The 25553-nt window shown below is 60.5% G+C and carries 19 protein-coding genes and 1 tRNA gene; 3 read left to right on the top strand and 17 right to left on the bottom strand.

Annotation, left to right across the window (positions count from 1 at the left end; translation table 11 throughout):
• Positions 1-144 precede the first annotated feature (144 nt).
• From HX818_RS20630 to rpsU, 5 genes are all read right to left on the bottom strand, one after another.
• Positions 145-221: transfer RNA gene (locus HX818_RS20630), tRNA-Ile, on the bottom strand.
• Positions 222-236: 15 nt separating this feature from the next.
• Positions 237-3980, bottom strand: coding sequence for a bifunctional diguanylate cyclase/phosphodiesterase (locus HX818_RS20635; RefSeq protein WP_177008800.1), 3744 nt, complete (start codon positions 3978-3980; stop codon positions 237-239).
• 120 nt (positions 3981-4100) lie between these two features.
• Positions 4101-5951 carry an RNA polymerase sigma factor RpoD gene (rpoD, locus tag HX818_RS20640; protein ID WP_003211014.1) on the bottom strand — a complete coding sequence of 617 codons (1851 nt, stop codon included), beginning with the start codon at positions 5949-5951 and terminating at the stop codon, positions 4101-4103.
• A 67-nt stretch (positions 5952-6018) separates the two neighbouring features.
• On the bottom strand, positions 6019-7980 hold the full coding sequence (gene dnaG, locus HX818_RS20645; RefSeq protein ID WP_003211012.1) for a DNA primase: 1962 nt from the start codon (positions 7978-7980) through the stop codon (positions 6019-6021).
• A gap of 445 nt (positions 7981-8425) precedes the next feature.
• On the bottom strand, positions 8426-8641 hold the full coding sequence (gene rpsU / locus HX818_RS20650; protein WP_002551877.1) for a 30S ribosomal protein S21: 216 nt from the start codon (positions 8639-8641) through the stop codon (positions 8426-8428).
• Between the two features lie 203 nt (positions 8642-8844).
• Between rpsU and tsaD the strand changes: the two genes are divergently transcribed.
• Positions 8845-9870: a tRNA (adenosine(37)-N6)-threonylcarbamoyltransferase complex transferase subunit TsaD gene (tsaD, locus tag HX818_RS20655; protein ID WP_177020662.1), complete on the top strand. Its 1026-nt coding sequence runs from the start codon at positions 8845-8847 to the stop codon at positions 9868-9870.
• 33 nt (positions 9871-9903) lie between these two features.
• On the opposite strand, the gene plsY is transcribed toward tsaD, so the two are convergent.
• On the bottom strand, positions 9904-10473 hold the full coding sequence (gene plsY, locus HX818_RS20660; RefSeq protein ID WP_087694725.1) for a glycerol-3-phosphate 1-O-acyltransferase PlsY: 570 nt from the start codon (positions 10471-10473) through the stop codon (positions 9904-9906).
• A gap of 74 nt (positions 10474-10547) precedes the next feature.
• Between plsY and folB the strand changes: the two genes are divergently transcribed.
• Both folB and folK read left to right on the top strand, forming a co-directional pair.
• Positions 10548-10901: a dihydroneopterin aldolase gene (gene folB, locus HX818_RS20665; RefSeq protein WP_177020663.1), complete on the top strand. Its 354-nt coding sequence runs from the start codon at positions 10548-10550 to the stop codon at positions 10899-10901.
• Positions 10892-11410: a 2-amino-4-hydroxy-6-hydroxymethyldihydropteridine diphosphokinase gene (folK, locus tag HX818_RS20670; RefSeq protein ID WP_003211005.1), complete on the top strand. Its 519-nt coding sequence runs from the start codon at positions 10892-10894 to the stop codon at positions 11408-11410. The genes folB and folK overlap by 10 nt, the downstream gene beginning before the upstream one ends.
• On the opposite strand, the gene HX818_RS20675 is transcribed toward folK, so the two are convergent.
• The 11 genes from HX818_RS20675 to HX818_RS20725 form a co-directional block, all read right to left on the bottom strand.
• A complete protein-coding gene (locus HX818_RS20675) occupies positions 11380-12615 on the bottom strand; it encodes a multifunctional CCA addition/repair protein (RefSeq protein ID WP_102604409.1) in 1236 nt (411 codons plus the stop codon). The two genes, folK and HX818_RS20675, sit on opposite strands and share 31 nt — an antisense overlap.
• A 63-nt stretch (positions 12616-12678) precedes the next feature.
• Positions 12679-14241 (bottom strand): SpoVR family protein, encoded by a 1563-nt coding sequence (locus tag HX818_RS20680; protein WP_177020664.1) that lies wholly within the window; start codon positions 14239-14241, stop codon positions 12679-12681.
• Positions 14238-15509, bottom strand: coding sequence for a YeaH/YhbH family protein (locus HX818_RS20685; protein ID WP_003211000.1), 1272 nt, complete (start codon positions 15507-15509; stop codon positions 14238-14240). Before HX818_RS20685 ends, HX818_RS20680 begins: the two co-directional genes overlap by 4 nt.
• 126 nt (positions 15510-15635) lie before the next feature.
• Positions 15636-17558, bottom strand: coding sequence for a PrkA family serine protein kinase (locus tag HX818_RS20690; RefSeq protein ID WP_003210999.1), 1923 nt, complete (start codon positions 17556-17558; stop codon positions 15636-15638).
• Between the two features lie 285 nt (positions 17559-17843).
• Complete coding sequence (glpE, locus tag HX818_RS20695) at positions 17844-18173, bottom strand: thiosulfate sulfurtransferase GlpE (RefSeq protein WP_008434417.1); 330 nt, start codon at positions 18171-18173, stop codon at positions 17844-17846.
• Between the two features lie 33 nt (positions 18174-18206).
• Entirely contained in the window at positions 18207-19058 is an 852-nt protein-coding gene (locus tag HX818_RS20700; protein WP_003210997.1) for a symmetrical bis(5'-nucleosyl)-tetraphosphatase, read from the bottom strand.
• Positions 19058-19438 (bottom strand): Co2+/Mg2+ efflux protein ApaG, encoded by a 381-nt coding sequence (gene apaG, locus HX818_RS20705; protein ID WP_003210996.1) that lies wholly within the window; start codon positions 19436-19438, stop codon positions 19058-19060. Before apaG ends, HX818_RS20700 begins: the two co-directional genes overlap by 1 nt.
• A gap of 124 nt (positions 19439-19562) precedes the next feature.
• Positions 19563-20375, bottom strand: coding sequence for a 16S rRNA (adenine(1518)-N(6)/adenine(1519)-N(6))-dimethyltransferase RsmA (gene rsmA / locus HX818_RS20710; protein WP_003210994.1), 813 nt, complete (start codon positions 20373-20375; stop codon positions 19563-19565).
• The gene (gene pdxA / locus HX818_RS20715) at positions 20372-21361 is read right to left on the bottom strand and encodes a 4-hydroxythreonine-4-phosphate dehydrogenase PdxA (protein ID WP_003210992.1); all 990 of its coding nucleotides are present in this window, start codon (positions 21359-21361) and stop codon (positions 20372-20374) included. Before pdxA ends, rsmA begins: the two co-directional genes overlap by 4 nt.
• Positions 21358-22695: a peptidylprolyl isomerase gene (locus HX818_RS20720; RefSeq protein ID WP_003210991.1), complete on the bottom strand. Its 1338-nt coding sequence runs from the start codon at positions 22693-22695 to the stop codon at positions 21358-21360. Before HX818_RS20720 ends, pdxA begins: the two co-directional genes overlap by 4 nt.
• The gene (locus HX818_RS20725) at positions 22676-25486 is read right to left on the bottom strand and encodes an LPS-assembly protein LptD (RefSeq protein ID WP_177020665.1); all 2811 of its coding nucleotides are present in this window, start codon (positions 25484-25486) and stop codon (positions 22676-22678) included. The genes HX818_RS20720 and HX818_RS20725 overlap by 20 nt, the downstream gene beginning before the upstream one ends.
• Between the last annotated feature and the right edge of the window lie 67 nt (positions 25487-25553).

A 25553-nucleotide genomic window follows, 5' to 3' on the forward strand; every position in this document is an offset into this window, starting at 1 on the left:
GAACAAGATTCCCTCGTGCTGGAGTGGCGTTGACTGGGAATCATGGTCAGTGCCGTAGCCGTTCGGGACAACTAACTAATGTTTCATTGCTGCACGACTCACGCGCCAGAAACGACAAAGCCGCGCAATGCGCGGCTTTCAAGATGGTGGGCCCAGTAGGACTCGAACCTACGACCAAAGGATTATGAGTCCTCTGCTCTAACCAACTGAGCTATAGGCCCTCAGTAGGCCGCGGATTATAGCGATGGTTTCTTCGCTGTGCCATCCGAAAAGTCCGAAACGCTCATACGAAGGAACGTAGCGGCGAAAAGGTCCGGCGGCAGCGGCAGGCTGACGATATAGCCTTGCATCTGCTCACAACCTTCAGCCGCCAGAAACGCTTGCTGGGCCGGCGTTTCCACACCTTCGGCAATGATGGTGAATTGCATGCTGTGCCCCAGGGCAATAATGGCGCGCACGATCGCCGCATCGTGTGGGTCGTCGGGCAGGCCACGGACGAAGGATTGGTCGATCTTCAGGAAGTCCAGCGGCAGGCGTTTCAGGTAGCTGAGGGACGAATAGCCGGTGCCGAAGTCATCAATGGCCAGTTGCACGCCCAGATGCTTGAGCTGGTGCAGCACCTCCAGCGCCTCTTCGGCCTGGCTCATGATGAAGTTTTCGGTGATCTCCAGTTGCAGGCAGCCAGGCTCCAGGCGGTTGTCCCGCAGCAGTTGCTCGATGCGCGCCAGCAGGTTGGGGTGGCGCAGTTGCGCGCCGGCGAGGTTGACGGACAGCGGGCCGAAGTCATCAAAAATTTCTCGCCAGTCGTGCATCTGTCGGCAGGCCTGCTCCAGTACCCAGTCGCCAATCTGCAGGATCATGCCGTTCTCTTCGGCCAGGGCAATGAAGTGCTCGGGCGGCACTTCGCCGAAGGTGGGGTGGCGCCAGCGAATCAGGGCTTCGGCGCCGATCAGTTGTTGGGTGTCGAGGCTGAGTTTCGGCTGGTAATAGAGAGACAATTCGTCGCGCTCGATCGCTCGGCGCAGTTCGTGTTCCAGGGCCACGCGCTCGTTGGCTTGCGCAGTGAGGTCCTGGGTGTAGCTTTCGACGCGGTTGCGGCCTTTGGCCTTGGAGCGGTACATGGCGGCGTCAGCGTTTTTGACCAGGGTGGCGACGTCGTTGCCGTCCCGTGGGTACAGGCTGGTGCCGATGCTGGCGCTGATGAAGAACTCATGCTCGCCCGCCTGGAACGGTGGGGTGAAGCAGGCCAGCAGCTTATTGGCCAGGTGTTCGGCGTCGCTGGCTTGTTGCAGGCCGGGCAGCAGGATGATGAATTCGTCGCCACCCAGGCGCGCGACGGTGTCGACGTCTCGCAGTTGGTCCTTGAGGCGAACGGCGATGTCCTTGAGCAGCAGGTCGCCAATCGGGTGGCCGAGGCTGTCGTTGATGTGTTTGAAGCGGTCGAGGTCGAGGAACAGCACGGCGCCCTGGCTGCCGGTTTCCTGTTGGTTGTTGAGGGCGGCTTGCAGGCGGCTTTCAAACAGGGTGCGGTTGGGCAGGCCGGTCAGCGGGTCGTGGTGGGCCTGGTAATCGAGGCGCGCCTGGGCGTGCTTGAGGCTGGAGATGTCGGCAAACACGGCGACGAAGTGGGTGATCGACTCCTCGCGGTTGCGCACGGCGCTGATGGTCAGCCAGCTGGGGTACAGCTCGCCGTTCTTGCGCCGGTTGGAGATCTCGCCTTGCCAGTGGCCGTTGGCCGTCAGTTGGTGCCACATGGCGGCGTAGAAGGCGCTGTCGTGCAGGCCCGAGGCAAGCAGGCGCGGGGTTTGGCCAAGGGCTTCGGCTTCGCTGTAGCCGGTGATCTCGCTGAAGGCGCGGTTCACGGCGCTGATATTTTGCCGGGTGTCGGTGATCAGTACGCCTTCGGCCGTGCTCTCGAACACGGTGGCGGCCTGTTGCAGTTTTTCCTGCATCAGTTGGCGTTCGGTGATGTCCCGGGCGATGGTCAGCATGCAGTCGTCGTCGCCGATGGGCAGCGGGCGGCTGGAGACTTCACACAGGCGAATTTCGCCGTCGCTGCGGCGGATGTGGCAGACAAAGTCGCGGACAAATCCATCCCGTTGCAGCCGCTCCAGCATGTCTTTGCGTTCGTTCAGGTCGACCCAGATCCCGAGGTCCAGGGTTGACTGGTCCAGCGACATCACGCTGTTGAAGCCGGTAATTCGACTGAATCCTTCGTTGACCTCAATCAGCAAACCGTCGCTTTGGCGGGACAACAGCAGGCCGTCGGGAGAGGCATGAAAGGCCTTGGCGAATTTCTCTTCGGAGGTCTGCAGTCGCTGCTGGGTTTCTTTCAGCTGGGTGATGTCACGCACCACCACGACCAGGGCTTCGGTGGTATCCAGTTGAAAGGGTTCGGCGGAGATCAGTCCGGTGAAGGCCTGGCCGTTGCTGCGCAGGAAGGGCATTTCCAGGTTGCGGATGCTGGTGGTCTGTACCCGTTGCAGCAGGCCGGGGCCTACGCCCTGGATGCCCCAGATATTCAGTTCAGTGGCGGTTTTTCCTACGACTGCTTCGGCGCTCAGGCCGATCTGGTCTTCGAATGCCTTATTGACCTCCATCAGGCAGCCGTCCGACAGCCGGGCGATGACCAGGATGTCCGGGCATTGCTGGAACACAGAGGCGAATTTCTGTTCCGAAAGCTGCAACGCTTCCTCGGTGCGCTTGGCCTCGCTGATGTCGATCATCAGGCCGCGCAGCACGGGCTCGTGGCCGTGTTCGATCAGGCTGACGATGTCCCGCACCCACAGGCAGCGTCCATCGGCGGTGATCACCCGGTAGTCGACACTGTGGTCGCGGTTGGCCCGGGTTTCGGCGTAGCAATAGGATTCGGTGCGGGTCAGGTCCGCGGGGTGGATGATGTTGCGCCAGAAGCCCGGGATCAGCCAGTGGGCACGGGGGTAACCCAGCAGTTCCTCGGCGTGGGGCGACACGTAGCTGTAGGTGAAATCGCTGATGCTGGCTTCCCAGGCGATCGCGGAAAGGCTCTCCACCAGGCCGCGATAGTGGTATTCGCTGCTGCGCAGTTCCTGTTCGAGGGCGACCCGGCGGGAAATTTCCGAGCTGAGCCGACGATTGATCCGAATAACCACGGCCAGCACGATGCTCAGCAACAGCACGGCAGGCAACCCGTAGAGCAGCACATCCGTCCAGAGCGTGCGGTGGTCGATGACGTTGCCGACCCAGCGCTGCTGGATGGCCTCGGTCTCAGACGGGCTGATGTCGGCCAGGACTTTATCGAGGATGCCCACCAGCATCTTGTCGTCCTTGGGTACGCCCATGGCCAACTGATAGCGGTAAGGCGTTTCGCCGCTGATGTACAGGCCTTCCAGCTTGAGTTGACGCAGGCTCCACACGCTGGACGCCAAATCGCCCACTACGGCGTCGACCTTGTCGGTGGCCAGGGCCTGCAGCGTAGCGCTGACATTGGGCATGGCCACCAGGTTGAGGTCCGGGTGGTGAGTGCGCAGCAGTTCATGGGGCGCGTAGTTTTCCACCACGGCCACCTTCAACCCGTACAGGTCTTTGAGGCTGCGTGGTTGCGGGCCGCCTTCGTGGGCGAGGATGACGATGGGGAAGTCGAGATAAGGCCGGGTAAACGACAGGAAACCCTGGCGTTCCGGTGTGGACATGATGCCCGGCAGCAGGTCGAGCTGGTTGTTGCGGGCCTGTTCCAGCACGGCACTCCAGTTCACCGGCTCGATCAGTTTTATCCTGACGCCAAGGCGATCCTGCATCAGCCGCACATAATCAGCGGCCAGGCCCTGGTAGCGACCGTCTTCATCGCGGTATTCAAAGGGTGGCCAAGAGGCGTCGACGCCCAGGCGCAACTCTTGGTGGTCCGCCAGCCAGCCACGCTCTTCATCGGTGAGAGTCAACGCGCCAGCCGTTGCGGTCCAGGTCAGCAGCGACAGCAGTAACACGGTCGGCAATCTGGGCATAACGGTCTCGTTATGGCACGGGGAATGTTTCGAGTGTAGACGGGCATTGCGGGGGAGGGGAGGCAGCGAGGATTTAATCTGTAGAAGCAAAAACCCCGGCCTGGGCCGGGGTTTTTGTGATCACTCGTCGAGGAAGGAGCGCAAATGCTCGCTTCTCGTCGGGTGGCGCAGCTTGCGCAGCGCCTTGGCTTCGATCTGACGAATCCGCTCACGGGTAACGTCGAACTGCTTACCAACCTCCTCAAGGGTGTGGTCGGTATTCATGTCGATGCCGAAGCGCATGCGCAGTACCTTGGCTTCACGGGCAGTGAGGCCGGACAGTACGTCGCGAGTCGCTTCTTTCAGGCTCTCAACGGTAGCAACATCGATTGGCGACTGCATGGTCGAGTCTTCGATGAAGTCACCCAGATGGGAGTCTTCGTCATCACCGATCGGGGTTTCCATGGAGATCGGCTCTTTAGCGATCTTCAATACCTTGCGGATTTTATCCTCAGGCATTTCCATGCGTTCGCCCAACTCTTCCGGGGTCGGTTCGCGACCCATTTCCTGCAACATCTGCCGGGAAATACGGTTGAGCTTGTTGATCGTCTCGATCATGTGCACCGGAATACGGATGGTGCGGGCCTGGTCGGCGATCGAGCGAGTGATCGCCTGACGGATCCACCAGGTGGCATAAGTCGAGAACTTGTAGCCGCGACGGTATTCGAACTTGTCCACCGCTTTCATCAAGCCGATGTTGCCTTCCTGGATCAGATCGAGGAATTGCAGGCCACGGTTGGTGTACTTCTTGGCGATGGAGATCACCAGACGCAAGTTCGCTTCAACCATCTCTTTCTTCGCGCGGCGGGCCTTGGCCTCACCGATCGACATGCGACGGTTGATGTCCTTGATCTCGGCAATCGTCAGACCGGTTTCAGTCTGCAATGCAGTCAGCTTCTGCTGGCAACGAACGATGTCGGCCTGGAAGCGACCAATGGCTTCAGCGTATTTGCTTTTGCCTTTGGCCAGTGCGTCGGTCCAGCTTTCGTCGACTTCGTTGCCCGGGAACTGGCGCAGGAAGTCGGCACGCGGCATGCGCGCATCACGGACACAGAGCTGCATGATCGCACGCTCTTGTGCACGCAGACGCTCAAGGGCGCTACGAACCCGCTCAACCAGGCCTTCGAATTGCTTCGGTACCAGTTTGATCGGCATGAAGAGTTCAGCCAGGGCCAGCAATTCAGCAGTTGCCTGCTTGCTGCCGCGACCGTGCTTCTTCAGGGCCTTGCGAGCCAGTTCCATCTGATCGGAGACCGCGCCAAAGCGCTGGGCTGCGATGATCGGATCCGGACCGCTTTCGACTTCTTCTTCGTCATCGGTGCTGGCTTCAGCTTCGTCGTCGTCGGTGTCGTCGTCTGCTTTCGCAGCCTTGGCATCGATCGGTGGCGGAATTTCAGCCGCAGGTGGCGCAATGCCGTCGTCCGGGTCGATATAACCGCTCAGGACGTCGGACAGGCGGCCACCTTCGGTGGTGACGCGAGTGTACTCGGAGAGAATGTGGTCAACCGTGCCTGGGAAGTGCGCGATTGCGCCCATCACTTCACGGATGCCCTCTTCGATACGCTTGGCGATTTCGATTTCGCCTTCACGTGTCAGCAGCTCTACCGTACCCATTTCGCGCATATACATGCGCACAGGGTCAGTCGTGCGACCGATGTCGGTCTCGACCGCTGCCAACGCGGCGGCTGCTTCTTCAGCGGCTGCCTCGTCGGTATCGGCGTCGGCCAACATAAGGGCGTCCGCATCCGGAGCACTCTCGTGTACGGGGATCCCCATGTCATTAATCATGCGGATGATGTCTTCCACCTGCTCTGGATCTGAAATATCCTCAGGCAGGTGGTCGTTGACCTCTGCGTAAGTCAGATACTTCTGCTCACGACCAAGGGTGATCAACTCTTTGATACGAGACTGCTGTTGCGCTTTTCCGGACATAACACCCTATCCACTGAAGGTCTTGGCGGGCAAAAAACAAGCCGAGGATTATACCCGAGCTATGACCTCACACGCCAGCTGAGGTCGGGTTTGATGCGGAAACATTGCGACTTAAAAGGTCGCGCAGTTGATTTTTCTCTTCGGCGGTCAATTCACTCTGACGCGCTTTTCGAAGAAGTTGTTCCAGGTTTCGCTCGCGTTGACGAGCTACCAAGCTAGTAATGGTGTCGAAAAACTGTTGTTCAAGGTTATCGCCATCAATCAGCCATTCCTTTTCTGCCAATGCCTTCAGCAAACGGCCCTGTTCGGTGCCGTGCCAGCGTGCAATCAGCTGGAATGAGTTTAGCTTAGGATTCTTCTGTACGGCTTCGAGCAGGGCCACCAACAGTTGCGTATTGGTGTGGTCTTCGGCCGCAAAGTGCCCCGCATCCTCGACTTTTTGTGCCAGTTGCGGGTGGTGCAAAAGTGTACGCAGGGCTGCCATGGTGGGCGGCTCTACTGCTGCTGGGACGCGTGGGCCGCGCGGTTCGTCACGGTCACCGCCACGTTTGCCGTTTTTGTCCCAGGGTTTCTTGTCCCATTTCTTGCCGCCGGCGCCGGGTTTCTTCGGTGTCCACTCCTGCTGGGGCGTGTAGGCCTCCTGCGGTTGGTGGAAGTCGGAATAGTCCGGCATGGCGTCGTAATCCATGCCCGGGTCGTAGGCCGGCGGCGCCTCTTGCGGCGCGCTGCGGGCCAGCTGGCTGACGGCCTCGCCACTCAAGCCGGTGATTTCCAGCAGGCGCTGGCGCATCAGGGTGCGCAGGTTGGCGCCCGGAACCTTGTCGATCAGCGGTGCCGCGAGGGTGACCATGTGGGCCTTGCCTTCGAGGGAGCGCGGGTCGGACTCTTCGGTCAGTTGCTGGAAAAAGTAATCGGCCAGCGGTTGTGCGTGTTGGTTGATGCGCGCGCGGAACGCGTCGGTGCCTTCGGAGCGGACCAGGGTGTCCGGGTCTTCACCTTCGGGCAGGAACAGGAAGCGTGCGCGCCGCCCGTCCTGCAGGCTCGACAGGGTCGACTCAAGGGCACGCCACGCTGCGTTGCGGCCGGCCTGGTCGCCGTCGAAGCAAAACAGTACGTTGGGCACCACGCGAAACAGGCGCTTCAAGTGCTCTTCGCTGGTCGCGGTGCCCAGGGTCGCCACGGCGTTGCGCAAACCTTGCTGGGCCAGGGCAATCACGTCCATATAGCCTTCAACCACGATGATTTCGTCGAGGTTGCGATTGTTCTTGCGCGCTTCAAACAGGCCGTAGAGTTCCTGGCCTTTATGAAACACCGGGGTTTCCGGTGAGTTCAGGTATTTGGGCTTGTCGTCCCCCAGCACCCGGCCGCCGAACGCGATGATGCGGCCGCGGCTGTCGCGGATCGGGAACATCACGCGGTCGCGGAAACGGTCATAACGCTTGCCGGTCTCGGCGTTTTCCACCAACAGGCCGGCGTCGATCATGGCTTTTTGCTGCAGGGTGTCGCTGCTCAGGTGCTTGTACAGGTTGTCCCAGCCCGGCGGGGCGAAGCCGAGGCCGAAGTCGCGGGCGATTTCACCGGTCAGGCCGCGGCCCTTGAGGTAATCGACGGCGGCTTTGCGCTGCGGGTGGCTTTTCAGTGCCTGGCGGTAAAAGTCGGCAGCAGCGGTAAGCAGCGGGTACAGCGGCGAATCGGTGGGTTGCCGCGGTTTGTGCGGGCGGCCACTTTCTTCGCGGGGGATTTCCATGCCGGCGGCTTTCGCCAGTTCCTCGACAGCCTGGGGGAAGTCCAGGTTGTCGTGGTCCATGATGAAGCCGAGGGCGTTGCCGCCAGCGCCGCAGCCGAAGCAGTAGTAGAACTGCTTGTCGGGGCTGACGCTGAACGACGGAGTCTTTTCCTTGTGGAACGGGCAGCAGGCGGTGTAGTTCTTGCCGGCCTTTTTCATCTGCAGGCGCGAGCTGACAACATCGACGATGTCGGTGCGGTTCAGAAGGTCGTCAATAAAGCTCTGGGGAATTAGCCCGGCCATGGCGTTCTCGTCATCACTGCGTGTAAAAGAGGGCCCGCAAAGTGCTCAAGGCGCGCGTGTTGTGCGGCTCGATCTACTGTCGTCTGCTTGGTCTGTCAGGAAGTGTATCTGCCGAACATTCACTGACGTTAGTTCCGATCAGTGCCCGGCGTAGAAATGTTGCCCGGGAGTCCGGTCTTGGCCATGTGGGGGCCTCGGAAGCTCATCAGTGGGCGCAGCCGACCTGTTGATCGCCTGTTAAAAAATAAGTGTGCTCGTCAGTAGCCTTGTTAGGCTCGTCAGAAGAGACGTGCACCGCTGGCAAAAGAGCCAGTCCTGACGTGTGAAGCAGTTCGTTTCAGTCGCGTGTGCGGCGTCAACGGTGAAGCATCAAGCGATATCCGCAAATGCCAACAGCCCGGCTGAGGGCCGGGCTTGGCAGAAGCTTGCTACGAACGTCTGTGTATTAGTACAGACGAACGGCGCGGCGCTGCTCGCGCTGAACTTTCTTGGCGTGACGCTTAACAGCGGCTGCTGCTTTACGCTTACGCTCAGAAGTTGGCTTCTCGTAAAATTCGCGGCTACGAACTTCAGCCAGAACACCGGCTTTTTCGCAGGAGCGCTTGAAACGACGCAGAGCTACGTCGAAGGGTTCGTTCTCTTTTACTTTGACGGCTGGCATCCAGAGCTACCTTCTTTCATTACCGGGAATCAACGTTCTCGTCGCAAAAAATTCGCGGCTGAGGTCGTCGGTTTTTAAGGGTTGCGGATGTTAACCCCTCATTGCCCGGAATGCAAAGCCTCTGATCGAAAACCGCTAGTCGGGAGGGGGAGTGGCGACTATTATGCGCGCCTTCGAATTCAGCCTCTACAAGGCGCAAACCCATGCTAGTTCTGGGATTAGAAACCTCGTGCGACGAAACCGGTGTCGCACTTTACGACAGTGAACGCGGGCTTTTGGCCGACGCACTGTTCAGTCAGATCGACCTGCATCGCGCCTATGGCGGCGTGGTGCCCGAGCTGGCCAGCCGTGATCATGTGAAACGCATGCTGCCATTGATTCGCCAGGTATTGGACGAGGCCGGCTGCGTGCCGACCGAGATCGACGCCATTGCCTATACCGCCGGCCCCGGATTGGTCGGAGCCCTGCTGGTTGGGGCCTCTTGCGCCCAGGCGCTGGCATTTGCCTGGGGCATTCCGGCCCTTGGTGTGCACCACATGGAAGGCCATTTACTGGCACCGATGCTGGAAGAAAACCCGCCAGGGTTCCCGTTCGTCGCTTTGTTGGTTTCAGGCGGCCATACGCAGCTGGTTCAGGTCGACGGAATCGGTCAATACACGCTGCTGGGCGAAAGCCTGGACGACGCTGCCGGTGAAGCTTTCGACAAGACTGCGAAGATGATGGGCCTCAATTATCCAGGCGGCCCGGAAATCGCCCGCTTGGCAGAAAAAGGCGTTCCGGGGCGCTATACCTTCCCGCGCCCGATGTGCGATCGCCCTGGCCTGATGTTCAGCTTCAGCGGCCTGAAAACCTCTGCCCTGAACACCTGGCAGCAGAGCGTAAGCGCCGGAGACGACAGTGAGCAAGCCCGTTGCGACATCTCGCTGGCGTTCCAGCAGGCCGTGGTGGAGACTTTGACCATCAAGTGCAAGCGGGCCCTGAAGCAGGCGGGCATGAAGCGCCTGGTGATCGCGGGCGGCGTCAGCGCGAACAAGGCGCTGCGCAGCTCCCTGGAGAAAATGCTCGGCGACATGAAGGGCGACGTGTTTTATGCGCGTCCCGAATTCTGCACCGACAACGGTGCGATGATCGCCTATGCCGGTTGCCAGCGTTTGCAGGCCGGGCAGCATGAAAGCCTGGCAATCAGCGTGCAGGCGCGCTGGCCGATGGAGCAGTTGCCGCCGCTGTAACGGGCGAACGTGAGCCGGGTTCACCGGGCGTATTTAAAAATGCCGTTCGCGCCCGGCAAACAGGTCGCGTAAATTGCCCCGGTGGCGCCAGACGATCAGCAGCGTGAGCACGCTCATCGGCACCAGCGCCTCCGGTTCCTGCCACGCCAGCAACGGCAGGGTCAGGGGCGTGGCGATGAGGGCGGCCAGCGAGCTGGTGCGTGTCAGGTAGAACGTCAGCAGCCAGGCCAGGATGGCCAGCAGCGCCGCCGGTGGGTAGATCCCCAGCAGCATGCCGGCCGCCGTCGCAACGCCTTTGCCGCCGCGAAAGCGAAAGTACAGCGGGAACAGGTGGCCGAGCACCGCGCAGACGCCGATCCAGGCTTGCTGTTGCAGCGAGAGCCCGGCGAGATCGGCGATCAGCACCGGCAGCAGGCCCTTGCAGACGTCGCCGAACAGCGTGAGTACGGCGAGTTTCTTGCCGGCCAGGCGCAACATATTGGTGGCGCCGGCATTGCCTGAGCCACTCATTCGCGGGTCGGGATTTCCCGTCAGGCGGCTGAGCAAAATGGCGAAGGACAGCGAGCCGAGCAGGTAGGCGAAAGTCGCCAGTAACCAAAACATGCTAACTATTCCGGGCGAGGACGCCCTGATTCTAACGGGGCATCGCGCCCTTGTCGTGCAGCGGAGAAGAGTGCTTGGACAGAGTGTTTATCGAAGGTCTGGAAGTCGACACCGTGATCGGGGCCTACGACTGGGAGCGCGGTATCCGGCAATGCCTGCGTCTGGACCTGAGCTTCGCCTGGGATAACCGCCCGGCCGCTGCCGGTGATGACCTGACCCTGGCGCTGGATTACGCGAGCGTGTCCGCGCGGATCCAGGCCTTTGCCGAGCAGGCGCAATTCCAGCTGGTGGAAACCTTCGCCGAGCGCCTGGCTGACGTGTTGATGAGTGAGTTCCAGATTCCCTGGCTGCACCTCAAACTGACCAAGCCCGGCGCCGTACCGGCCGCCAAGGGTGTGGGCGTGGAGATCGAGCGCGGATGTCGCTAACTCAGGTTTACCTTGGTCTTGGCAGTAACATCGAGCGTGAGGCCCATTTGCACGCTGGCCTTGATGCGCTGGCGGGTTTCCTGACGCAGATGCGCTGTTCGCCGGTGTTTGAAAGCCAGCCTGTGGGCATCAAGAGCGGGCCATTCTTCAATCTGGTGGTGTCGGCGTATACCGACCTGCCGTTGATGGAGCTGGACCGCCGGCTGAAATTCATCGAGGCCGACAATGGCCGCTACGCCCCGGATCGCAAGGGCTTGCCGCTGGACATCGACGTGCTGCTGTATGGCGAGCTGGTGGGTAACTTCGATGGCCTGATCCTGCCCCGGGCCGAAATCCTGAAGAACGCGTTTGTGCTGTGGCCGCTGTCGTTGATGGCGCCGCAGCGTGTGCATCCTGAGGTGGGCAAGTCATTTGCCGCGCTGTGGCAGGATGCACACATTGACCAGGTACTGGCGCCGGTCGCGTTCGAATGGCGGGATCAGCCGTTGACGCCGGACTCGCTCTTGTAGGCTTTTAGCGCCTTGAGCCGTTCGCGTTTCAGCGCTTCGCCCAGTTCGGGACCTTTGTAGCCTTGTTCCAGTAGCGGTGCGACGGCCACACCTCTGGCCGCCAGCGCCGCACCGCGCAAATAATCGGCTTGTGGATAACTTCTCTGCTCAAGGCCCTTGCGCCCGCGGGCGTCCATCTCGCATGCCACCACAAACTCTTCAAAGCGTTGCGGGCGACGGTAAACGTCGAAGCTTTGCAGTAACTCCAGCAATGTCGAGGGCCTCAGCTCCAGTGCGCGGTGGCCATGGGTGTGATATTCGCCCACCAGCAACGCCAACTCCTGGCAATCCCTTGGCACCTTGAAGCGTTCGTTCATCGCCTTGATCAGCTTCACACCGCGTTGCTCATGAGCGATGTGCTGCGGCAACTTATCCACAGGCGTGAGCCCCTTGCCCAGATCGTGCAGCAGGCACGCCCAGCGGACGGTCAACGGCTGGGCATGGATGGCCGCCTGTTCCAGCACGCTCAATGTGTGCACGCCGGTATCGATTTCGGGGTGATGGGCCTCGGGTTGCGGCACGCCAAACAGTGCGTCGATTTCCGGCATCAGGGTTTTCAGGGCGCCGCAATCGCGTAGCACCTGGATAAACACCTGTGGCTGGTTTTCCATCAATGCGCGGGAAATCTCCTTCCAGCTGCGTTCGGGCGTCAAGGCTTCCAGTTCGCCCGACTCGCTGAGTTCGCGCATCAGTTCCAGGGTTTCGGGCGCTACCGTAAAGCCGAGGCCGGCATAGCGCGCGGCAAAGCGGGCAACGCGCAGGACACGCAGTGGATCTTCGGCAAACGCCGGGGAAACGTGACGCAGAATGCGTGCGTCCAGATCCTGCTGGCCGTGATAAGGGTCGGTCAGGTTGCCCGCGTCATCCTCGGCCATGGCGTTGATGGTCAGGTCGCGGCGGATCAGGTCTTCTTCCAGGGTAACGTCGGGGCTGGCGTGAAACACAAAGCCGCCATAACCCCGGCCGCTCTTGCGCTCCGTGCGGGCGAGGGCGTACTCGTCACCATTTTTCGGGTCAAGAAATACCGGGAAGTCCGACCCCACAGGCTTGTAGCCCAGGGCGAGCATTTCTTCAGTGGTAGCGCCGACTACGACACGGTCGATATCGGTAACGGGGATGCCCAGCAGGCGATCACGTACCGCACCACCGACTTTGTAGATTTGCATGAAAAAGCCTCCATTAGCGGCACAGGATAACGCCTGCGGCCCGCCAATGGAGGCTTTGCCGTTTCACAGATGCACGACTGCCAGGTCCAGGCGGCCGTAATCGTTGTCGCTGTGCTCGTTACGCGGCGGAACGTGGTGGGTTTTCATCACCTGGTCGCCTTGCAGCGTCTCCAGGTGGATATCGAACCCCCACAGCCGGTGCAGGTGCTTGAGAACCTCCTCAGTGGACTCTCCCAGCGGTTTGCGGTCGTGCTGCTGGTGGCGCAGGGTCAGCGAGCGGTCGCCGCGTACGTCGATGCTGTAGATCTGCACATTGGGTTCGCGGTTGCCCAGGTTGTACTGCGCCGCGAGGGTTTCGCGGATGGTGCGATAGCCCGGCTCGTCATGAATGGCGGGCACCAGCAGATCGTCCTTGAGGTCGTCGTCCATGATGCTGAACAGCTTGAGGTCTCGAATCACCTGGGGGGACAGGTACTGCAGGATGAAGCTCTCATCCTTGAAGCTGCTCATGGCGAACTTGATGGTCGACAACCAATCGCTGCCGGCAATCTCCGGGAACCAGCGGCGGTCTTCTTCGGTGGGGTGCTCGCACATGCGCCGGATATCGCGGTACATCGCAAAGCCCAATGCATACGGGTTGATACCGCTGTAGTAGGGGCTGTCGAAGCCCGGCTGGAAGACCACGCTGGTGTGGGACGTCAGGAACTCCATCATGAAACCGTCGGTGACCAGGCCTTCGTCATACAGGTCGTTCATCAGGGTGTAGTGCCAGAACGTGGCCCAGCCTTCGTTCATCACCTGGGTCTGGCGTTGTGGGTAGAAGTACTGGGCAATCTTGCGCACGATCCGCACGATTTCCCGCTGCCAGGGCTCCAGCAATGGCGCGTGCTTTTCGATGAAATACAGGATGTTTTCCTGAGGTTCGGCGGGGAAGCGCGCATTGTCCTTGTCGCTGTTCTTGCCGGCGCGTTTGGGAATGGTGCGCCACAGGTCGTTGATCTGCTTTTGCAGATGCTCTTCACGGTCCTTCTGGCGCAGCCGTTCTTCTTCGGCGGAAATCGGATACGGGCGTTTGTAGCGGTCGACGCCGTAGTTCATCAGGGCATGGCAGGAGTCCAGCAGGTCTTCCACCGCGTCGATGCCGTGGCGCTCCTCGCACTGCATGATGTACTGCTTGGCAAATACCAGGTAATCGATGATCGAGCTGGCATCGGTCCAGGTGCGGAACAGGTAGTTACCCTTGAAGAAGCTGTTATGCCCGTAGCACGCGTGGGCCACCACCAGCGCCTGCATGCAGATGGTGTTTTCTTCCATCAGGTAGGCGATGCACGGGTCGGAGTTGATGACGATTTCGTAGGCCAGGCCCATCTGGCCGCGGGTGTAGGACTTTTCGGTGCTGAGGAAGTGTTTGCCGTAGGACCAGTGGTGATAGCCCAGGGGCATGCCCACGGACGCATAGGCATCCATCATCTGTTCGGCGGTGATCACTTCGATCTGGTTGGGGTAGGTATCCAGGGCATAACCCGCCGCGATGCGGCTGATTTCCCGGTCATAGGCCTGGATGAGTTCGAAGGTCCATTCGGACCCCGTGGATATGGGTTGGCGCTTATGCTCTTTGGCGGTCATGTCACTAACCTGCGCTGGAAGAGTTCACGGAAGACCGGATAGATATCGCCGGCCGAGACCAATTGTTGCTGGGCGAAGGTGTCAGCGAAGGCTTCGCTGATGCGCTCGTATTCGAACCACAGGGCCTGATGCTCGCGCGGGGTGATTTCGACGTAGGTGTAGTACTGCACGAACGGCATGATCTGGTTGATCAGGATGTCGCGGCAGATCGGCGAGTCGTCGTTCCAGTTGTCGCCGTCGGAAGCCTGGGCGGCGTAGATGTTCCACTCGTTGGCCGGATAGCGTTCGGCCATGATTTCCTGCATCAGCTTCAAGGCGCTGGAGACGATGGTGCCGCCGGTTTCCCGCGAGTAGAAGAATTCCTCCTCGTCGACTTCCCTGGCGCTGGTGTGATGGCGGATGAACACCACATCGATCTTGTCGTAGTTACGCTTGAGAAACAGGTACAGCAGGATGAAGAAGCGCTTGGCGATGTCCTTGGTCGCCTGGGTCATGGAGCCGGACACGTCCATCAGGCAGAACATCACCGCCTTGGAACTGGGATTGGGTTGCTTGACCAGCAGGTTGTACTTCAGGTCGAAGGTGTCGAGAAACGGCACGCGATGGATTCGCGCGCTGAGTTTGGCGATTTCGGCTTCAATTTCCTGGATATCGCCGAAGTTGTCCGGCTCTTCGCGTTTCAGGCGTTCCAGTTCCGCCTTGGCATCCCGCAGTTTTGCCCGGCTGCTGCCAGACAAGGCGATACGTCGCGCATGGGCCGAGCGCAGGGTGCGGATGATGTTGATCCGTGACGGGTTGCCTTCGTTGCTGATCCCGGCACGCACGGTCTTGAAGGTGTCGGTACCGGTCAGGTTGCGTTTGACCAGGTTGGGCAGTTCCAGGTCTTCGAACATGAACTCCAGGAACTCTTCCTGGGTGATCTGGAACACGAACTCATCCATGCCTTCGCCGGAGTTGCCGGCCTTGCCCGGGCCTTTGCCGCCCGCGCCGCCCTGGGGCCGCTGGATATGTTCGCCGCTGGTGAATTCCTTGTTGCCGGGATGCACGACGGTCTGTTTGCCGCCCCGGCCGTGGTGCAGCACCGGTTCATCGATGTCCCGTCCGGGAATGCTGATCTGTTCGCCATGCTCCATGTCGGTGATGGAGCGGCGGCTGACGGCCTCTTCGACGGCCTTTTTGATGTGGTCACGGTAACGCCGCAGGAACCGCTGGCGGTTTACCGTGCTCTTGTTCTTGCCATTGAGACGTCGGTCGATCACATAGCTCATGCAGGAGCCCTCCGGGCAGCTTCAAGTTACAAGCTTCAAGCGGCAAGCTGGAAGCTTAAAGACAAGCGGTCGATTGCCAGGCTGACCGGCGCACCGGGAGCCTGGCATTGCACGCTTGTCGCTGCCTTACTGCGATTTGCGGACCCGCAAGTACCACTCGGAGAGCAGTCGTACCTGTTTGTCGGTGTAGCCACGCTCGACCATGCGAGTGACGAAGTCGTTGTGTTTTTGCTGATCCTCCTTGCTGGCCTTGGCGTTGAAGCTGATGACCGGCAGCAGATCCTCGGTGTTGGAGAACATTTTCTTCTCGATGACCACCCGCAGCTTCTCGTAGCTGAGCCAGGTAGGGTTCTTGCCGTTGTTGTTGGCCCGGGCGCGCAGCACGAAGTTGACGATTTCGTTGCGGAAATCCTTCGGATTGCTGATGCCGGCGGGTTTTTCGATCTTTTCCAGTTCCTCGTTGAGGGCTACGCGGTTGAGAATCTCGCCGGTTTCCGGGTCGCGGTATTCCTGGTCCTGGATCCAGAAGTCTGCGTACAGCACATAGCGGTCGAAGATGTTCTGGCCGTATTCGCTGTAGGACTCAAGGTACGCGGTCTGGATTTCCTTGCCGATGAACTCGATGTAGCGCGGTGCCAGGTATTCCTTGAGGAAGCGCAGATAGCGCTCGCGGGTTTCAGCCTGGAACTGTTCCTGTTCGATCTGCTGTTCCAGCACGTAGAGCAGGTGCACCGGGTTGGCGGCGATTTCGTGCGGGTCGAAGTTGAAGACCTTTGACAGGATCTTGAACGCAAAACGTGTCGACAGGCCGTTCATGCCCTCGTCCACACCTGCGGTGTCGCGGTACTCCTGGATCGACTTGGCCTTCGGATCGGTGTCCTTGAGGTTTTCGCCGTCATACACGCGCATCTTCGAGTAGATGTTGGAGTTTTCCGGCTCCTTGAGGCGCGACAGCACGGTGAACTGGGCCAGCATCTTCAGGGTGTCAGGCGCGCAATGGGCCTTGGCCAGGGAGCTGTTGAACAGCAGCTTGTCGTAGATCTTGATTTCATCGCTGACCCGCAGGCAGTACGGCACCTTGACGATGTAGATCCGGTCGATGAAGGCTTCGTTGTTCTTGTTGTTGCGGAAGGTGTGCCATTCCGATTCGTTGGAGTGGGCCAGCAGGATCCCGGTGAACGGAATCGCCCCCAGGCCTTCGGTGCTGTTGTAGTTACCTTCCTGGGTGGCGGTAAGCAGTGGGTGCAGCACCTTGATCGGTGCCTTGAACATCTCCACGAACTCCATCAGGCCCTGGTTGGCCCGGCACAGTGCACCCGAGTAGCTGTAGGCATCGGCGTCGTTCTGCGGGAATTCTTCGAGTTTGCGGATATCGACCTTGCCCACCAGTGCCGAGATGTCCTGGTTGTTCTCGTCACCCGGTTCGGTCTTGGCTACGGCAATCTGGTTGAGGATCGAGGGATAGAGCTTCACCACCCGGAACTGGCTGATGTCGCCGCCGAACTCGGCCAGGCGCTTGGTCGCCCAAGGCGACATGATGGTATTGAGATAGCGCCGTGGAATGCCGAAGTCTTCTTCGAGAATCGCGCCATCTTCCGTGGCATTGAACAGCCCCAGGGGCGACTCGAACACCGGTGAGCCCTTGATGGCGTAGAACGGCACCTTCTCGATCAGTTGTTTGAGTTTTTCGGCCAGGGACGACTTGCCGCCGCCGACGGGGCCGAGCAGGTAGAGGATCTGTTTCTTCTCTTCCAGGCCTTGGGCGGCATGGCGGAAATACGAGACGATCTGGTCAATGCATTCTTCCATGCCGTGGAAGTCTTCAAAGGCCGGGTAGCGACGGATCACCTTGTTCGAGAAAATCCGCGACAAGCGCGAATTGGCTGCGGTGTCCACCAGCTCCGGCTCGCCGATCGCCAACAGCAGGCGTTCAGCGGCAGACGCGTAAGCGCTGCGGTCCTTTTTGCACAGTTCGAGATACTCCTGAAGCGAGAGCTCTTCCTGGCGGGTGGACTCGAAGCGTTGTTGGAAGTGGCTAAAAATACTCATGACGTCGTCACCTCGCTCGATACGTGGAGCCGACGCCGGATCAATCAGTCGATGCTGGCAGCCATTGGTGGACACCAATGGCCGTTTTCCCCCCAGAACACCCTGAAACGCTACCGATGACCCGCACGCCGGTGTACCGGCTCTCCCCTGTTTTGGATGGCCTGCGCTTAAGGATAGTTCGGAATCGGGGAGGTCAAGGCGCGATACGAAATTAGTTTGGCCGCGCCGTTCGTCAGAAACGGCGCGAGGCCAAGCGTCACGCGGGATAGCGGGGTTTGAAAAAAATTATTGCGCGTCGCCTGCGGCAATTTCTGCAGGATAGGTCGCACGCCATAGCTCAAAGCCACCGTCGAGGCTATAGACGTCGGAGAAGCCCTGGCTCACCAGGTAGGCGGCGGCGCTTTGGCTGGAGTTGCCGTGGTAGCACGCCACGATGACCGGCGCGTCGAGGTCGGCGGCGCGGATGAAGTCGGCGATGTTGTGGTTGTCCAGGTGCTGGGCACCACTGATGTGGGCAGCGTTGTAGGTCGGCTGGTCGCGGATGTCTACAACCACCGCGCCTTGCTCGCGCAGGGCCTGGGCTTGCTCGGGAGGGATACGTTTGAATTCAGTCATGGCGGGCTCCTTTGGCCTGTATGAAAGCGCGGCTCAGCGCTTTGCCGCGGCCTGCAGTTGTTCGGGAACGGGGGAGTCGCACTGGCAGCTTGAGCGCTCGCCGGTGTCGATGTTCATCAGGGTCATGGCGCCGCCCCATACGCAGCCGGTGTCGAGGGCGAACACGCCAGGTTCATCACACTTGCCTTCCAGGGCTGCCCAGTGGCCGAAGATGATCTTCGTTTCACGGGTCTTGCGCTCCTTGTGGGCGAACCAGGGCTTGTAGCCGGGGAGGGCGGTGTCGGCGCCTTCCTTGCTCTTGAGGTCCAGCTTGCCTTCGGCGGTGCAGAAACGCATGCGGGTGAAGTAGTTGGTGATCACCCGCAGCCGCGCGACGCCGGTCAGTTCGTTGTCCCACTTAACGGGTTCGTTGCCGTACATGCCATCCAGGTAAGCGGTGTACAGGTTGTCATCGGCCAGGGCTGCTTCGACTTCACTCGCGCACTTGAGGGCTTTCTTCAGCGTCCACTGGGGTGGAATGCCGGCATGCACCAAGGCGGTGTCGCGGCTCTCGTCGTAGTGCATGAGTTTTTGCCGGCGCAGCCAGTCAAGCAGCTCGGTGCGATCCGGCGCTTCGAGGATTTCCCGCAGGGTATCGCCCTTTTTCAGGCGCTCGATGTTATTGCCGGCGGCCAGCAAGTGCAGGTCATGGTTGCCCAGTACGCACACCAGGGAGTCGCGCATGCCATAAAGGAAGCGCAGGGTTTCCAGGGATTGCGGGCCACGGTTGACCAGGTCGCCCACCAGCCACAGGCGATCCTTGGCCGGGTCGAAAGCCACACGCTCGAGCAGGCACTTGAGCGGTTCCAGGCAGCCTTGCAGGTCGCCGACGGCATACGTCGCCATCAGTGCAGGGCTCCAGGCACCGCGAGGCGGAACGGGGCGATGATGGCGTCGAAGTGTTTGCCGTCGTCGGCGAGCATCTGGTAGCTGCCTTGCATGTTGCCGACACGGGAGGTCATGACAGTGCCGCTGCTGTAGGTGTGGCTCTTGCCTGGGGCGATCAGCGGTTGTTGGCCGACCACGCCGGCGCCGCGTACTTCCTCGACCTGGCCGTCACCGTCGGTGATGACCCAGTGGCGCGACAGCAGCTTGGCAGGCAGCTCGCCGTTGTTTTGCACGGTAATGGTGTAGGCGAACGCAAAGCGGTTCTGCTCGGGTTGCGATTGTTCCGCCAGAAAGCGGGTGACGACGCTGACGTCGATCTGATAACGAGGATCGGACATGCAAGAGGCCTTAAAAGCAAAAGCGGGGGAACAGCGGATGCCGGTCAGTCTAGGCCCGTAGGCGCTGGCTTGCCAGCGATGGCGATCGTGAGTGCGCCATCGCCGGCAAGCCGGCGCCTACTATTTATTCAGCCACTGGCGCAGGCTGAATGGCGAGCTGGTCAGCCAGGCGCACGAAGGCGGCCAGGTCCAGCTGCTCGGGGCGCAGGCTGCCGTCGACGCCGGCGGCCTCGATTTCAGCGTTGCTGAGCAAGGCCTTCAGCGTATTGCGCAAGGTCTTGCGGCGCTGGTTGAAGGCTTCGCGCACCACGCGCTCCAGCAACTTGTGATCTTTGGCCGGGTGTGGCAACACCGCGTGAGGCACCAGGCGCACGATGGCGGAGTCGACTTTCGGCGGGGGGTTGAACGCGCCAGGTCCGACGTTGAACAGGTGCTCTACGCGGCAATGGTACTGAACCATGATCGACAGGCGACCCCAGTCACCGCCTCCAGGACCCGCTGCCAGGCGCTCGACCACTTCCTTTTGCAGCATGAAGTGCATGTCGCGGATGATGCCGGCGTTGTTCAGCAGGTGAAAAATCAGCGGGGTGGAGATGTTGTACGGCAGGTTGCCGACCACTCGCAGGCTGTTGGGTGCTGCATTGAGGCTGGTGAAGTCGAACTTCAGCGCATCACCCTGGTGCAGGTTGAAATTGGGCATGCCGGCGAACTGCTGATTGAGGATCGGGATCAGGTCCTTGTCCAACTCAACCACGTCCAGTTGGCCGCCGCTTTTCAGCAGGCCTTGGGTCAGGGCGCCCTGGCCCGGGCCGATTTCCAGCAGGCGGTCTTCGGGCTTGGCATGGATGGAACGCAGGATGCGATCGATCACGCCAGCGTCGTGCAGGAAGTTTTGCCCGAAACGCTTGCGCGCCCGGTGTTGGTAATGCTCGGTCATATACGGGTCTCGGCCATCTGATAGGCGGTTTCCAGGGCCACGTGCAGGCTGCCGGTATCGATCTTGCCGCTGCCTGCGAGGTCCAGGGCGGTGCCATGGTCGACGGAGGTGCGGATGATCGGCAGGCCCAGTGTCACGTTGACCGCGGCGCCGAAGCCTTTGTACTTCAGCACGGGCAGGCCCTGGTCATGGTACATCGCCAGCACTGCGTCGCAGTGCTCCAGATATTTGGGGGTAAACAGAGTGTCGGCAGGCAATGGGCCGCGCAGGTCCATGCCTTCAAGGCGCAGACGCTCCAGGGTTGGTTCGATGATGTCGATTTCTTCATGGCCCAGGTGGCCACCTTCACCGGCGTGGGGGTTGAGCCCACAGACCAGGATGCGTGGTTGGGCGATGCCGAACTTCTGTTGCAGGTCGGCGTGCAGGATGCGTGTCACACGCTCCAGTCGCTCGGGGGTAATGGCGTCGGCAATCTCGCGCAGGGGCAGGTGAGTGGTCACCAGCGCCACCCGCAGGTCGCCCGTTGCCAGCATCATCACCACTTGTTCGGTATGGGTCAGCTCAGCGAGGAATTCGGTATGACCGGAAAAGGCGATGCCTGATTCGTTGATCACACCCTTGTGTACCGGGGCGGTGATCATCCCGGCAAAATCCCCGTCGATGCAGCCCTGGCCGGCACGGGTCAGGGTTTCCAGGACGAAGGCAGCGTTGGCCTTGTCCAGTTGCCCGGCCACGACCTTGGTCGCCAGCGGGGTATCCCATACGTACAGGCTGTTGGCCGGTGCCGGCAGATCAGGCCAGTTGCCCGGGCCCACCGGCAGCAGATCGACAACCACACCCAGCTGCGCGGCCCGCTCAATGAGCAGGTCGCGGCTGGTAATGGCAATCAGGGGGTGTGGCTGGGGGTGCGAGGCGAGCAGCAGGCACAGGTCAGGACCAATGCCGGCCGGCTCGCCGGGTGTCAGTGCGAAACGCTTGGGTGTCACTGGGCTGCCTGGTCGGTGCCTGTTTGGTCGGCACCAGGAAGCTTGTTCTCTACGTAGGCTTCGTCACGGATCTGACGCAACCAGGTTTGCAGCTCTTCGTCGTATTTGCGGTTACGCAGTACGGTCAGGGCTTGCTGCTCGCGGGCCTGGGTGGTGTTGTCAGTGGCGCGACGGCCAAGGACTTCCAGCACATGCCAGCCGTATTGGGTCTTGAACGGCTTGGACAGAACGCCTTGCGGGGTCTTGGCCATGACGTCCTGGAACTCTGGAACCAGTGCCTTCGGATCGATCCAGTTCAGATCGCCGCCGTTAAGCGCCGAACCCGGGTCTTCGGAATAGCTCTTCGCCAATTCGCCGAAGTCTTCGCCCGCTTCGATGCGGTCATAGAGCTTCTGGGCCAGTTCCTTGGTTTGGGCTTCGGTACGGATCTCGCTTGGCTTGACCAGGATGTGACGAACGTGAACTTCGTCCTTCATTTGGGCTTCTTCGCCACCGCGCTTGCCGAGCAACTTGAGGATGATGAAACCGCCAGGCGTACGGGCAGGCTGGGTGATGCCACCGACTTCCATGGCACTCAGCTCGCGGTCGAACGGTGGTGGCAGTTGCGCGGCTTTACGCCAGCCCATGTCACCGCCTTCGAGGGCGTTGTCGCTGCCGGACTGGGCAATGGCCATCTGGGCAAAGTCGGCACCTTGCTTGAGACGGTCATAGATAGCCTGGGTTTTCGCTGCGGCAGCATTGAGCTGTTCAGCGTTGGCGCTGTCTGGCGTAGGCACCAGGATGTTCGCCAGGTGCAGTTCTTCGGAAAGCTGCATCTTGCCAAGGTCGGAGGCGAGGAAGTTCTTCACTTCCTGCTCGGACACCTGAATCCGTTCGGCCACGCGACGCTGACGTACACGGCTGATGATCATTTCCCGGCGAATCTGGTCACGGGCGTCCTCATAGGACAGGCCGTCGTGAGCCAGGGCCGCGCGGAACTGATCAACACTCATGTTGTTGCGCTGGGCGATGGTGCCGACAGCCTGGTTCAATTCTTCGTCGCTGATACGGATACCGGAGCGATCGCCGATCTGCAGTTGCAGGTTTTCAACGATCAGGCGTTCAAGCACCTGCTGGTCCAGCACGCTGGTCGGCGGTACGCCGCCGCCACGCTTGGCGATGGTTTGCTGAACTTCCTTGACCCGTTGGTCCAGTTGGCTCTGCATGATCACGTCGTTATCGACGATGGCCACTACCTTGTCCAGCGGTTGAACCGCAGCGTGAGCTGCGGCGGTACCCAGGAACAGCGCGCCCAGCATCAGCGGGCGCAGACAATCAGAAAGCTTGGTCTTCACGTTCACGATAACCTTCAATGCCTTTGTCGAGGAAGCTCTCTACCTTGGCGCCGGTCAGGCCGCCGAGTCCTTTGAGGACAACTTGGAAGAAGAGCCCGTGGTCACCCTTTTCGTTCAGCGGGGCGATCTGGCTGTATTCGTCGTTGGAAACCCAGTAACGGTTGATGACGCGCAGTTTCCAGCAGCAGTTGTCGTACTCGAAACCACCGAAGGCCTCCAGGGTACGGTTGCGGGCATAGTCATACTGCCAGCGGGTGATCAGGTTCCACTGCGGAACGATCGGCCACATCATCGAGAAGTCGTGTTGCTGGATTTTGTAGTAATCCTTCACGAAGTTCGGGTCGCCTGGCTGCCCGTAGTCGCCACCAAACTGCCATTTGCCGGTCAGCTGGTTGTACACCACCTGGTCGTTGCGATAGCGGTAGCCGACGTTGATAACCTTGTTCGGGTTGTCTTCCGGTTGATAGTGGAACATCGCGCTGCCGGAACGTGGGCTGTGGCTTTCCGGGTCCCAGTTGTAATCGGCAGTGGCGCGCCAGTCACGGTTGAAGCGGAACTCGTAGTCCAGGGCGATTGGCGAAACATCAGACTGTGCGTCCGCACGGTCCGCGGCCAGGATGCCCGGCAGTTGAACTTCGCGGTTCTTGAAGTACACGGCCTCGCCGATGCTGACGCGTTGGCGTTCGAAGCCGTTTTCTTCGATCCAGCGGCTGGTCACGCCCAGGGACAGTTTGTTCTCGTCGCCGATGCGGTCAGTACCGCTGAAGCGGTTGTCACGGAACAGCGACGCGTAGCTGAACGAGTACTCACCGCTGTCGAATACCGGGATATCGCCCTGGTCCTTGTTCGGTACATACAGGTAGTACGCACGAGGCTCCAGAGTTTGACGGTAGTCTTTGCCGAACAAGTTGGTGTTGCGGTCGAAGTACAGGCCGCTGTCGATGCTGGCAATCGGAATTGCACGGTCTTGCGAGCTTTTGAAGGTGCCACCGGCATAAGGGTTGGCTGCAGTTGACGCGGCTTGCGCTGCGATAATCTGGTTTTTGCCGATGCTGTCCAAATCAAGATCGTACTTGGTATAGACGTACTTCAACTTTGGCGTAATAAAACCGTAGGTCCAGTTCATCGGGTAGTCGACTGCCGGCGCAACGTTCAGGCGAGTACCGTTTGCACGGGTCAGGCCGGTTACGTAGGTGTCGAGCCGCGGCGATACGAGCCCGTTTTCATCCGTGAAGCTTCCGTTCTCCAAGTCCCGATCAAAGCGTACGGCTTCGGTCTCGTAGGTGAAGTTCACCCCGCCTGGATGGTACGGCAGCGTGCCGTTGAAGGTGATCTGTGGCAAGCGGTCATACGGCGTGATCTGGGAGATCGTTGCCAGCTGGTACGCCTGCAGGTTCAGCTTCGCCTGGAAGGTATCACCGCGATAGGTCACCGAACCTTGCTGGTTCACGTAGTCCTGGCTCTTGATCCCTTCCTGATAGGACTTCAGATCCTGGAAGTAATAAGGGTCGCTGATGTTGGTGTAGTCGACCTGGGTCAGTACACGCGAGTCCAGCCCGCCCTTGTGCTGCCAGTTGATCATGTAGCGATCTTTTTCGTAGTCGGTCTGGCCTTTACGCTCGCTGCTGTCGTCGTTCAGGTACGCGCCGCCGAACTGGCCTTCGCTGGACTTGGTGAGGTAGCGGAATTCGCCTTCCATCAACAGGCCGCGCTTGGTCATGTATTGCGGGTACAACGTGGCGTCGTAGTTTGGCGCCAGGTTGAAGTAGTACGGCGTAACCAACGTGAAGCCGGTCTCGCCACCGGTGCTGAAGCTCGGCGGCAGGAAGCCGGATTGACGACGGTTGTCGATCGGGAAATAGATATACGGGGTGTAAAGGATCGGAATGTCCTTGACCCGCAACGTCACGTTGGTCGCGGTACCGAAACCGGTGGCCGGGTTGAGCGTGATGTTGTTGCCCTTGAGCTGCCAGGCGTTGCTGTTCGGCTCGCAGGTGGTGTACGTACCGTCCTTGAGACGGATGATCGCGTTCTCGGCACGCTTGGCGTACAGGGCGTTACCGCGGATGCGCGATTTGTGCATCACGTATTCGGCGTTGTCGACCTTGGCGGCGCCGGTGTCCAGCTGGACTTCAGCGTGGTCGCCCACCAGCAGGGCACCGTTGTCGCGCAGACGGACGTTGCCGTTCAGCTCGCCACGGTTCTCGGCCTGGTACAGGTTGGCCTCGTCGGCCTCGACCTGCATGCTGCCCTGGCGCATGACGACGTCACCGGCCAGGGAAGCAACTTGTTGTTCCTGCTCGTAACGAGAGACCTTGGCGCCGATGAAGGTCGGCGCGTCGCTCTTGTTCGTCTTGTCGTTCATGCCAGGACGGATCGGCTCGATGTACGCGCCGGAGCAGTACGGGCCGGTTTCGGCCAGTTGTGCGGCGGTGAGCTTCTCGCGAGGGACCCAGTCCAGGTGGCTGTAGTCGGCGCTGCGCGAACGCAGGCCGCGGCCCTTGGCTTCGGTGACCAGAGCGGTCTGCGGCACGGCCTCGGCGGTGCCGCCGGACTCGCCTTGCGGCGTGCCACTGGCAGAGCTGACGGCACTGCCGTCATGCACCGGGCGCGGTGGCAGCGGGGCTGCGGCCGTTTTCGGCGCGCAATCCCAGGCACCCGAAGCAGAGACTGAGCAGTCATACTGTTCCGCGGCGACCACGAATGAGGTGGCGAAAGGTTGCATGGCCAGCAGACTGCCGGTTACCAGCAACGGAAATTTTCTACGAAACGCGGGGGATTTCAATGCCATCTTATTAGTCCGGGCTTCCTGCGTGCCATCTGCCCGCGGTGTGGGCCGCACGCCTCTCGATGGTCTG

This window comes from Pseudomonas sp. F9001 (assembly GCF_013385435.1).
GTDB lineage: Bacteria > Pseudomonadota > Gammaproteobacteria > Pseudomonadales > Pseudomonadaceae > Aquipseudomonas.

Bases quoted from the DNA above. Each gene is read 5' to 3' on its own strand.
- HX818_RS20685 (WP_003211000.1), bottom strand. From the start codon at position 15,509: ATGAGCTATGTGATCGACCGACGTCTCAATGGCAAGAACAAGAGCACG.
- HX818_RS20680 (WP_177020664.1), bottom strand. From the start codon at position 14,241: ATGACCGCCAAAGAGCATAAGCGCCAACCCATATCCACGGGGTCCGAA.
- rsmA (WP_003210994.1), bottom strand. From the start codon at position 20,375: ATGACCGAGCATTACCAACACCGGGCGCGCAAGCGTTTCGGGCAAAAC.
- glpE (WP_008434417.1), bottom strand. From the start codon at position 18,173: ATGACTGAATTCAAACGTATCCCTCCCGAGCAAGCCCAGGCCCTGCGC.
- tsaD (WP_177020662.1), top strand. From the start codon at position 8,845: ATGCTAGTTCTGGGATTAGAAACCTCGTGCGACGAAACCGGTGTCGCA.
- HX818_RS20725 (WP_177020665.1), bottom strand. From the start codon at position 25,486: ATGGCATTGAAATCCCCCGCGTTTCGTAGAAAATTTCCGTTGCTGGTA.
- HX818_RS20675 (WP_102604409.1), bottom strand. From the start codon at position 12,615: ATGCAAATCTACAAAGTCGGTGGTGCGGTACGTGATCGCCTGCTGGGC.
- rpoD (WP_003211014.1), bottom strand. From the start codon at position 5,951: ATGTCCGGAAAAGCGCAACAGCAGTCTCGTATCAAAGAGTTGATCACC.
- HX818_RS20690 (WP_003210999.1), bottom strand. From the start codon at position 17,558: ATGAGTATTTTTAGCCACTTCCAACAACGCTTCGAGTCCACCCGCCAG.
- plsY (WP_087694725.1), bottom strand. From the start codon at position 10,473: ATGTTTTGGTTACTGGCGACTTTCGCCTACCTGCTCGGCTCGCTGTCC.
- HX818_RS20700 (WP_003210997.1), bottom strand. From the start codon at position 19,058: ATGGCGACGTATGCCGTCGGCGACCTGCAAGGCTGCCTGGAACCGCTC.
- apaG (WP_003210996.1), bottom strand. From the start codon at position 19,438: ATGTCCGATCCTCGTTATCAGATCGACGTCAGCGTCGTCACCCGCTTT.
- rpsU (WP_002551877.1), bottom strand. From the start codon at position 8,641: ATGCCAGCCGTCAAAGTAAAAGAGAACGAACCCTTCGACGTAGCTCTG.
- folK (WP_003211005.1), top strand. From the start codon at position 10,892: ATGTCGCTAACTCAGGTTTACCTTGGTCTTGGCAGTAACATCGAGCGT.
- HX818_RS20635 (WP_177008800.1), bottom strand. From the start codon at position 3,980: ATGCCCAGATTGCCGACCGTGTTACTGCTGTCGCTGCTGACCTGGACC.
- dnaG (WP_003211012.1), bottom strand. From the start codon at position 7,980: ATGGCCGGGCTAATTCCCCAGAGCTTTATTGACGACCTTCTGAACCGC.